Origin of the sequence: Pseudomonas sp. EA_65y_Pfl1_P113, assembly GCF_963970525.1 — a bacterium.
GTDB lineage: Bacteria > Pseudomonadota > Gammaproteobacteria > Pseudomonadales > Pseudomonadaceae > Aquipseudomonas > Aquipseudomonas tritici.
In genome coordinates this window covers 46,745-55,806 of the sequence record NZ_CAXAQM010000033.1, presented here as the reverse complement: position 1 = coordinate 55,806, position 9,062 = coordinate 46,745, and the positions used below count along the sequence as shown (strand labels likewise).

General features: G+C 58.7%; 10 protein-coding genes. 5 read left to right on the top strand and 5 right to left on the bottom strand.

Features of this window, described 5'->3' with window-relative positions:
* Positions 1 to 114 (top strand): transposase (locus AACY52_RS23150; RefSeq protein ID WP_143497295.1); only part of this gene is annotated, 114 nt, incomplete at its 5' end.
* Positions 115 to 170: 56 nt separating this feature from the next.
* Here the strand turns inward: AACY52_RS23150 and AACY52_RS23145 are convergent.
* Complete coding sequence (locus tag AACY52_RS23145; RefSeq protein ID WP_339418288.1) at positions 171 to 1,388, bottom strand: argininosuccinate synthase; 1,218 nt, start codon at positions 1,386 to 1,388, stop codon at positions 171 to 173.
* A 142-nt stretch (positions 1,389 to 1,530) separates the two neighbouring features.
* Positions 1,531 to 2,439 (bottom strand): OmpA family protein, encoded by a 909-nt coding sequence (locus tag AACY52_RS23140; protein ID WP_339418289.1) that lies wholly within the window; start codon positions 2,437 to 2,439, stop codon positions 1,531 to 1,533.
* Between the two features lie 156 nt (positions 2,440 to 2,595).
* Here AACY52_RS23140 and pyrC point away from each other — a divergent pair, with 156 nt between their 5' ends.
* Together pyrC and rnt are read left to right on the top strand one after the other, a co-directional pair.
* On the top strand, positions 2,596 to 3,642 hold the full coding sequence (pyrC, locus tag AACY52_RS23135) for a dihydroorotase (RefSeq protein WP_339435865.1): 1,047 nt from the start codon (positions 2,596 to 2,598) through the stop codon (positions 3,640 to 3,642).
* Positions 3,639 to 4,310, top strand: coding sequence for a ribonuclease T (rnt, locus tag AACY52_RS23130; protein WP_339418291.1), 672 nt, complete (start codon positions 3,639 to 3,641; stop codon positions 4,308 to 4,310). The genes pyrC and rnt overlap by 4 nt, the downstream gene beginning before the upstream one ends.
* 75 nt (positions 4,311 to 4,385) lie before the next feature.
* Here rnt and AACY52_RS23125 read toward each other — a convergent pair whose 3' ends face one another.
* Positions 4,386 to 4,988: a peroxiredoxin gene (locus AACY52_RS23125; protein ID WP_003172097.1), complete on the bottom strand. Its 603-nt coding sequence runs from the start codon at positions 4,986 to 4,988 to the stop codon at positions 4,386 to 4,388.
* A gap of 243 nt (positions 4,989 to 5,231) precedes the next feature.
* Between AACY52_RS23125 and AACY52_RS23120 the strand changes: the two genes are divergently transcribed.
* The gene (locus AACY52_RS23120) at positions 5,232 to 5,450 is read left to right on the top strand and encodes a bacterioferritin-associated ferredoxin (protein WP_339418292.1); all 219 of its coding nucleotides are present in this window, start codon (positions 5,232 to 5,234) and stop codon (positions 5,448 to 5,450) included.
* Positions 5,451 to 5,651: 201 nt separating this feature from the next.
* Complete coding sequence (gene bfr, locus AACY52_RS23115) at positions 5,652 to 6,122, top strand: bacterioferritin (protein WP_065872518.1); 471 nt, start codon at positions 5,652 to 5,654, stop codon at positions 6,120 to 6,122.
* Between the two features lie 154 nt (positions 6,123 to 6,276).
* Here the strand turns inward: bfr and grxD are convergent, their stop codons facing one another.
* Positions 6,277 to 6,615: a Grx4 family monothiol glutaredoxin gene (gene grxD / locus AACY52_RS23110; protein ID WP_339417852.1), complete on the bottom strand. Its 339-nt coding sequence runs from the start codon at positions 6,613 to 6,615 to the stop codon at positions 6,277 to 6,279.
* Positions 6,616 to 6,692: 77 nt separating this feature from the next.
* The gene (locus AACY52_RS23105) at positions 6,693 to 8,801 is read right to left on the bottom strand and encodes a molybdopterin oxidoreductase family protein (RefSeq protein ID WP_339437935.1); all 2,109 of its coding nucleotides are present in this window, start codon (positions 8,799 to 8,801) and stop codon (positions 6,693 to 6,695) included.
* Positions 8,802 to 9,062: the final 261 nt, after the last annotated feature.

Genomic DNA, 9,062 nt, shown 5'->3' with positions numbered 1-9,062 from the left:
CAGTTGGAAGGAATAAACAATCGAATAAAGGTCATCAAACGAATGGCGTACGGTTACCGGGACAGCGAGTTCTTCTTCATGAAGATCAAGAGCGTCTTTCCCGGCAATCCGTGAAGAACCAAAAAAATGGCCCCTTGTACAAGGGGCCATTCTTCACAGCGCACGCAAACTTAGAACAACGAGCGACCTTTGTTGGCCGCAATGCGCATGCGCAATGCATTCAACTTGATAAAGCCTGCTGCGTCCGCTTGGTTGTAGGCGCCGCCGTCTTCTTCGAAAGTGGCGATGTTGGCGTCGAACAGCGAGTCATCGGACTTGCGACCGGTCACAATCACATTGCCCTTGTACAGCTTCAGGCGCACAACGCCGTTCACATGGGCCTGGGAAGCGTCGATCATTTGTTGCAGCAGCAGACGCTCAGGGCTCCACCAGTAGCCGGTGTAGATCAGGCTGGCGTACTTGGGCATCAACTCGTCTTTGAGGTGAGCCACTTCGCGGTCCAGGGTGATGGACTCGATGGCGCGGTGGGCACGCAGCATGATGGTGCCACCCGGGGTTTCGTAGCAGCCACGGGACTTCATGCCCACGTAGCGGTTCTCGACGATGTCGAGACGGCCGATGCCGTGTTCGCCACCGATACGGTTCAGGGTCGCCAGTACGGTGGCCGGGGTCATTTCGACGCCGTCCAGCGCGACGATGTCGCCGTTGCGGTAGGTCAGTTCCAGGTATTGGGCTTTGTCAGGAGCGTTCTCTGGGGAGACGGTCCATTTCCACATGTCTTCTTCGTGTTCGGTCCAAGTGTCTTCCAGCACGCCGCCTTCATAGGAGATGTGCAGCAAGTTGGCGTCCATCGAGTACGGGGACTTCTTCTTGCCATGACGCTCGATCGGGATCGCGTGCTTTTCAGCGTAATCCATCAGCTTTTCACGGGACAGCAGGTCCCATTCACGCCAAGGAGCAATCACTTTCACGCCAGGCTTGAGCGCATAGGCGCCCAGTTCGAAACGCACCTGGTCGTTGCCCTTGCCGGTAGCACCATGGGAAATGGCGTCGGCGCCGGTTTCGTTGGCGATTTCGATCAGGCGCTTGGCGATCAGCGGACGTGCGATGGAAGTACCCAGCAGGTACTCGCCTTCGTAGACAGTGTTGGCGCGAAACATCGGGAAAACGAAATCGCGGACGAATTCTTCGCGCAGGTCATCAATGTAGATCTCTTTCACGCCCATGGCTTGCGCCTTGGCACGTGCAGGTTCGACCTCTTCGCCCTGACCCAGGTCAGCGGTGAAGGTCACCACTTCACAGTTATAAGTATCCTGCAGCCACTTGAGGATCACCGAAGTGTCCAGGCCGCCGGAATACGCGAGAACGACCTTGTTTACGTCGGCCATGCCATCACTCCACGGGGTTGTACGGAAAGGCATCGATTCTACCGATCAAAACCGTGAATTTACAGGGGCGCGACAGCAAATGAAGATAAAGCGACAGATTATGTCGAGCGAGCGACCGATGGTCGCACCTTATGCCGCCACTTCATGACGTGTGCGCAGGGTTGCTCGGGCCGGCTGCCTGGGGCGCCGGTTTCTCGGGGGCTGCCACGCGCTCCAGCTGGATATTGACCCGACGGTTGCGCGCCCGGTTAGCCGCATTGGTATTGGGCGCCAGCGGGTAGCTTTCGCCATGAAAGCGCAGGGTGACCTGGGATTCCTGGATGCCATTGGCCTTGAAGTAGTCCATCACCGCCAAGGCGCGGCGGCGCGAGACATCACGGTTGGTCAGGCGGTTGCCACTATTGTCCGAATGGCCATTGAGCTCTATGTGGTTGACGGTGGGGTCGGCTTTCAGGAACGCGAGAATCACGTCGAGTTTCTTCTTGGCCGCCGCGTCCAGCTCAATGCCGCCACCTGGGAATCCGACTTCGGTCTGTTTGACCTGATCGTAATTCATCGGCAACAGCTTGGTAGTACACACCTGGTAGTCGTTGTAAGCCTTGTTGAATTTGACCGGCAACAGGCGGATTTCCGAGTAGCCGCCTTCACGTCCGTAATGGCGAACGGTCGGGCTACGCCCTTCCAGCAAGCCATTGAACAAGCGCCCAGCCTGGGCCTGGGAGCTGTTGAACAACACGTCGCCACTGCCGGCACGCACGGCGCCGAGGTTGATATCACCTCGCCCCGGCTGCCAAGGGGCGGCGGCGGCCAGCAACGTGGCCGAGCCCCCACCCAGCGAGCCGTTATAGGCTTTGAGACGAAACGTCGCCTGCTCGCCAGCCCGGCGCACGAACTCACCCGAACCGAAGTCGGTGATCGGCTGGGTCAGGCGGCACTCGAACTGGTCCCCTTCTACCTTCCACTCAATATTCTCCAGACGTGTCTGGAACGTGAGGGCCATCGCAGGCAGGCTGGCGAACACACTGAGCAGGGCTAGATAATGCTGGCGCACGGGAGGCTCCACTGGTTTCTACAACACTTCAAAGCGTCATACATCGATAAGGCATACGAAAGGCTATCGGTTGCCTCCTGCAAAACTTGATAGCGAGTGCCTGCAAGAGTCTTTTCCGGTAGCATTCCCACCAGATTGACCCGCCTGGAATCCCCAATGTCCGACCGCCTGACCCTGCTGCGTCCCGACGACTGGCATATTCATCTTCGCGATGGTGCTGCGTTACCCCACACCGTGGCCGATGTAGCGCGTACCTTTGGCCGCGCCATCATCATGCCTAACCTGGTACCTCCGGTGCGTAACGCCGAGCAAGCCGATGCCTATCGACAGCGAATCCTCGCTGCACGGCCGGCCGGCAGTCGCTTCGAACCGTTGATGGTGCTTTATCTCACCGACCGCACCCAGCCCGAAGAAATTCTCGAGGCCAAGGCCAGCGGTTTCGTGCACGCCGCCAAGCTGTACCCGGCGGGCGCGACCACCAACTCCGACTCCGGCGTGACCAGTATCGACAAGATCCTGCCAGCCATCGAAGCCATGGCCGAAGTCGGCATGCCGCTGTTGATCCACGGTGAAGTCACCCGTGGCGACGTGGACGTGTTCGACCGCGAGAAGATCTTCATCGACGAACACATGCGCCGTGTGGTCGAGCTGTTCCCGACCCTGAAGGTCGTGTTCGAGCACATCACCACCGCCGATGCTGTGCAGTTCGTCACCGAGGCCTCGGGCAACGTCGGCGCGACCATCACTGCGCATCACCTGCTGTACAACCGCAACCACATGTTGGTGGGCGGGATTCGGCCGCACTTCTATTGCCTGCCGATCCTCAAGCGCAACACCCACCAGGTGGCCTTGCTGGATGCTGCGACCAGCGGCAACCCGAAGTTCTTCCTCGGCACCGATTCCGCCCCACACGCCCAGCACGCCAAAGAAGCGGCGTGCGGCTGTGCCGGTTGCTACACCGCATACGCTGCCATCGAGCTGTACGCCGAGGCGTTCGAACAGCGCAACGCGCTGGACAAGCTCGAAGCGTTCGCCAGCCTCAACGGCCCGCGCTTCTACGGCCTGCCGGTAAATACCGACCGCATTACCCTGGTTCGTGAAGACTGGACCGTCCCTGCCAGCCTGCCGTTTGGCGAGCTGACTGTTATCCCGCTGCGCGCCGGTGAAACACTGCGCTGGCGCCTGCTGGAGGAAAGCAAGTGAGTGAAGACCATTACGACGACGAACATGAGCACAGTGGTGGCGGTTCCCGTCACCCGATGGCCGAGCGGTTTCGCGGTTATCTGCCAGTAGTCATCGACGTAGAAACCGGTGGTTTCAATTGCGCCACCGACGCGCTGCTGGAAATCGCCGCGACCACCATCGGCATGGATGAACAGGGTTTTGTGTTCGCGGAACACACCCACTTCTTCCGTGTCGAGCCGTTCGAAGGTGCCAACATCGAAGCGGCCGCCCTGGAGTTCACCGGGATCAAGCTCGATCACCCACTGCGCATGGCGGTGAGTGAAGAAGCGGCGCTGACCGATATCTTCCGCGGCGTGCGCAAGGCGTTGAAGGCCAATGGCTGCAAGCGCGCGATTCTGGTCGGCCATAACAGTAGCTTCGACCTGGGCTTCCTGAACGCCGCCGTGACGCGGTTGGACATGAAGCGCAACCCGTTCCACCCGTTCTCCAGCTTTGACACCGCGACCCTCGCCGGCCTGGCTTATGGCCAGACGGTGTTGGCAAAAGCCTGCCAGGCAGCCGGTATCGACTTTGACGGTCGTGAGGCCCATTCGGCCCGCTACGACACCGAGAAAACCGCCGAACTGTTCTGCGGCATCGTCAACCGCTGGAAGCAGATGGGCGGCTGGGAAGACTTCAACGACTGAAATCTCACTACAGCCGTTTCCCGCGTATAAAAAAACCGGCCTTCTCAGGCCGGTTTTTTTCACCGTGAAACTGGCTTACAGCTTGCCAGCGTTCTCGGTCAGGTAAGCCGCAACGCCTTCTGGCGAAGCATTCATGCCTTTGTCGCCTTTTTTCCAGTTGGCAGGGCAGACTTCGCCATGCTCTTCGTGGAATTGCAGTGCGTCGACCAGGCGGATCAGCTCTTCCATGTTACGGCCCAGTGGCAGGTCGTTGATGATCTGGGAACGAACAACGCCCTTGTCATCGATCAGGAATGCGCCACGGAACGCTACGCCGCCTTCGGACTCAACGTCGTAGGCCTTGGCGATGTCGTGCTTCATGTCGGCAGCCATGGTGTATTTGACTTTGCCGATGCCGCCATCGTTGATGGCGGTGTTGCGCCAGGCGTTGTGGGTGAAATGGGAGTCGATGGAAACGGCTACCACTTCAACGTTGCGCGCCTTGAAGTCGTCCATGCGGTGGTCCAGAGCAATCAGCTCCGAAGGGCAGACGAAGGTGAAGTCCAGCGGGTAGAAGAATACCAGGCCATATTTGCCTTTGATGGCTTCAGACAGTTTGAAGCTGTCAACGATTTCGCCATTGCCGAGAACGGCTGGAACGTCGAAATCCGGGGCTTGTTTGCCGACGAGTACGCTCATTGGGTATCTCCTGATGTAAGGGTGACGATTGAAGTAAAAGGACCGGCCCTGAGTCTGCCGTTTATAAGCGACAGCCCTGTGACGCAGTCACGCTTCGTGAAGACCGGCCATCATACACTGAAAAAACCGTTCGTCAGTGCGGGCGCGATGCCAGCAAATAACCGACGAATCTACTTTGACAATCATTCTCGTTAACATTAAGATCCATCGCACTTAAGCCTTAACCCGCGATGGTTCTCCCTTATGTATGTGTGCCTCTGTACTGGCGTCACCGACGGAAAAATCCGCGAAGCAATCTACGAAGGTTGCTGCAGCTACAAGGAAGTACGTGAAACCACCGGTGTGGCCAGCCAGTGTGGCAAATGTGCTTGCCTCGCCAAGCAAGTGGTACGGGAAACCCTGACGCAGCTGCAGACAGCCCAGGCCGCGCTCCCCTATTCAGCAGAATTTACACACGCCTGATTTGGCGTGTTTTAAAGAACCGGACTTAGTGTTCGGTTTTTTTATGCCCGGAATTCAATTAGTTAGCGCCAAGACGCGGAACACAAACATTCTTATTCCGATTAATTTTCATTTATTATTCAATAACTTAGGTTTGACACTAGGGATTGCGCCGCTCAAACTCCGCTCTATATACAGCTATTACAGGGCAGGACCCCAGTCATGAAAGGCGACATCTCAGTCATCCAGCAACTCAACAAAATCCTTGCCAATGAACTGGTCGCGATCAATCAGTATTTTCTGCATGCGCGTATGTACGACGATTGGGGCCTGGAAAAGCTGGGCAAGCGTGAATACAAAGAATCGATCAAGGCCATGAAGGACGCTGACGCGCTGATCAAACGCATCCTGTTCCTGGAAGGCCTGCCGAACGTGCAGGACCTGGGCAAGCTGAACATCGGCGAACACACCCAGGAAATGATCAGCAGCGACCTTGGTTTTGAGCGCAAGAGCCACAGCGACCTCAAGGCCGCCATTGCTCACTGCGAACTGACCGGCGACTACGGTAGCCGTGAACTGCTGGAAGATATCCTGGAAGACCAGGAAGAACATATCGACTGGCTGGAAACCCAACTGGGCCTGATCGACAAAGTCAGCCTGGAAAACTACCTGCAATCGCAGATGGGTGAATAACCCTCAGGTAACAGGTACAAAAAAGCCCCGCTCTCTTACGAGAAGCGGGGCTTTTTATTGAACGGCAGATTGCAGGAGCTGCTTGCCAGCGATAGCGTCCGAAAGTACGACGCCAGGCTGTGGGGCCAATCGCCGGCAAGCCGGCTCCTGCAGATCAGGCGTCAGCCTTGGCCGCGGCGTTCACCGCTGCCTCTTTGATCAGCGCCTGCAACGAACCGTCTGCGGCCATTTCAGTGATGATATCGCTACCGCCGACCAGCTCACCGGCGACCCACAGTTGTGGGAACGTAGGCCAGTTGGCGTACTTCGGCAGGTTGGCGCGGATTTCAGGGTTTTGCAGGATATCCACGTAAGCGAATTTCTCGCCACACGCCATGATGGCCTGCGACGCCTTCGCGGAGAAACCGCACTGAGGAGCGTTTGGCGCGCCCTTCATGTAAAGCAGAATGGTGTTGGCAGCAATCTGCTCTTTGATCGTTTCGATGATATCCATGGAACACCTCGGCTGGAACTTTGCGACTCACAGGTCGGCACGGTGGCGCATTGTAACGCAAAATTCCAGCGCGGTGCTCAGGCGGCTGCTACCTGGACCGGAACGCCATTGAGCGCGGCATTGCCCGACAACTCGTCCAATTGCCGTTCGTCGGTCAGGTCATTCGCGCTCGCTCCGGGTTGCGCGCTGGCGATGCCCATCTGGACGCCCGGGCGACCATGGCCCCAGCCGTGGGGCAGGCTGACGACACCAGGCATCATGTCCAGGCTGGAGACAACTTCCACCTCGATCATGCCAATCCTAGAACTCACCCGCACCCGCTGGCCATCCAGTAAACGCCGGCTGGCCAGGTCGTCAGGATGCATCAGCAATTGATGACGCGGCTTGCCCTTCACCAGCCGGTGATAGTTATGCATCCAGGAATTATTGCTGCGCACATGGCGACGGCCGATCAGCAACAGTTCGTCGACCACAGGACCCGGCTGCGCGGCAAACCGCACCAGGTCGGCGAGGATAACTGCCGGCGCCGCCTGCACCTTGCCATCAACGGTTTTCAGACGCGCGGCAAGGTTGGGCTGAAGCGGCCCAAGGTCCACGCCATGGGGATGGTCGGCCAGCATCGCCACCGATAATTTGTGGCTGGAGCCATCACCGTACGCGCCCGCGCGCAGCCCGAAATCGATCATCTGCGCCGGCGGCATCGTCGGCTTGAGTGTGGCACCGGTCTGAGCCGCAAAGGCCTTGGCCAGCCCGACGAAGATTTCCCAGTCATGCAGCGCACCCTCGGGTTTGGGCAAGATCGCCTGGTTGAAACGGGTGACGTTACGCACCGCAAACATATTGAAGGTCGTGTCGTAGTGATCGTTTTCCAACGCTGACGTGGACGGCAGAATCAAATCGGCATACCGCGTGGTCTCGTTGATATAGAGGTCGACGCTGACCATGAACTCCAAGCCTTCCAAGGCTTGCTCCAATTGCCGCCCATTAGGGGTCGACAACACCGGATTACCGGCCACTGTCACTAACGCGCGGATTTGTCCTTCGCCTTCAGTGAGCATTTCTTCCGCCAGGGCCGACACCGGCAACTCGCCACCGTACTCCGGACGCCCGGAAACCCGGCTCTGCCAGCGATTGAAATGCCCGCCACCGGTCGACGCCACCAGATCCACTGCGGGCGTCGTGCACAAGGCGCCACCCACACGGTCGAGATTGCCAGTCACCAGGTTGATCAGTTGCACCAGCCAGTGGCACAGCGTGCCGAACGCCTGGGTTGATACGCCCATGCGCCCGTAGCACACCGCTTTATCCGCTGCGGCAAAGTCCCGTGCCAGTTGGCGGATCTGCTCGGCAGGCACCGCACACTGACGACTCATGGCCTCGGCGGTAAACCCGGCGATCACGCGGCGTACATCCTCCAGGCCTTCAACCGGCAAATGGCTGTCGCGGGTCAGGTTCTCGGTAAACAAGGTGTTGAGCACCCCGAACAACAGCGCCGCATCACCGCCTGGGCGCACAAACAGATGCTGATCAGCCATCGCCGCCGTCTCGCTGCGCCGTGGGTCGACCACCACCACTTTACCGCCCCGCGCCTGGATCGCCTTGAGGCGCTTTTCCACGTCGGGCACCGTCATGATGCTGCCATTGGACGCCAGTGGGTTGCCGCCCAGGATCAGCATGAAGTCGGTGTGATCAATGTCCGGGATCGGCAGCAACAGGCCGTGGCCGTACATGAGATAGCTGGTGAGGTGATGGGGCAGTTGGTCGACCGAGGTCGCGGAAAACCGATTACGCGTCTTCAACAGGCCGAGGAAGTAGTTGCTGTGGGTCATCAGCCCATAGTTGTGCACGCTGGGGTTGCCCTGATACACCGCCACCGCATTCTGCCCGTGACGCGCCTGAATGCCCGCCAGCCGTTCGGCTACGAGCGCGAAAGCCTCGTCCCACGCGATCGGCTGCCATTCGCTACCTACCCGCAACATGGGCTGGTGCAGGCGGTCAGGATCATTCTGGATATCCTGCAGCGCTACGGCCTTGGGGCAGATATGCCCACGACTGAAACTGTCCTGGGCATCGCCCTTGATCGAGGTGATCACCAAGTTGCCGTCGTCGGCTCGGGTGGTTTCCAGCGTCAGGCCGCAGATGGCTTCACACAGATGGCAGGCACGGTGGTGGAGAGTCTTGGTCATCGCCAGTCTCTTATAAGGGCTTTGGTCCAACTATGGGCCGCGACCGGCAAGCGCGCCACCAACGTTCGCCTCGTGAATCGACAAGCATCAGGCCAGGCCATGGCTAAGCATGAGCAAATGTTTCAGAAACCTCACACGCTCGCCCTGAAACCGACACAGCCTGGCCTGCAGCCGCCCCCGCGCATTGCAAAAGGTTGCTACGCCAGTGTACAAATGGCCCGCTGCTGTCTGGAATTCATCTTCAAAAGCGCCTTGGCGCCC

What these genes read in the sequence shown, in the direction of transcription:
- AACY52_RS23145 (WP_339418288.1), bottom strand. Translation starts at nt 1,388, where the DNA reads ATGGCCGACGTAAACAAGGTCGTTCTCGCGTATTCCGGCGGCCTGGAC.
- AACY52_RS23125 (WP_003172097.1), bottom strand. Translation starts at nt 4,988, where the DNA reads ATGAGCGTACTCGTCGGCAAACAAGCCCCGGATTTCGACGTTCCAGCC.
- grxD (WP_339417852.1), bottom strand. Translation starts at nt 6,615, where the DNA reads ATGGATATCATCGAAACGATCAAAGAGCAGATTGCTGCCAACACCATT.
- bfr (WP_065872518.1), top strand. Translation starts at nt 5,652, where the DNA reads ATGAAAGGCGACATCTCAGTCATCCAGCAACTCAACAAAATCCTTGCC.
- AACY52_RS23120 (WP_339418292.1), top strand. Translation starts at nt 5,232, where the DNA reads ATGTATGTGTGCCTCTGTACTGGCGTCACCGACGGAAAAATCCGCGAA.
- pyrC (WP_339435865.1), top strand. Translation starts at nt 2,596, where the DNA reads ATGTCCGACCGCCTGACCCTGCTGCGTCCCGACGACTGGCATATTCAT.
- AACY52_RS23105 (WP_339437935.1), bottom strand. Translation starts at nt 8,801, where the DNA reads ATGACCAAGACTCTCCACCACCGTGCCTGCCATCTGTGTGAAGCCATC.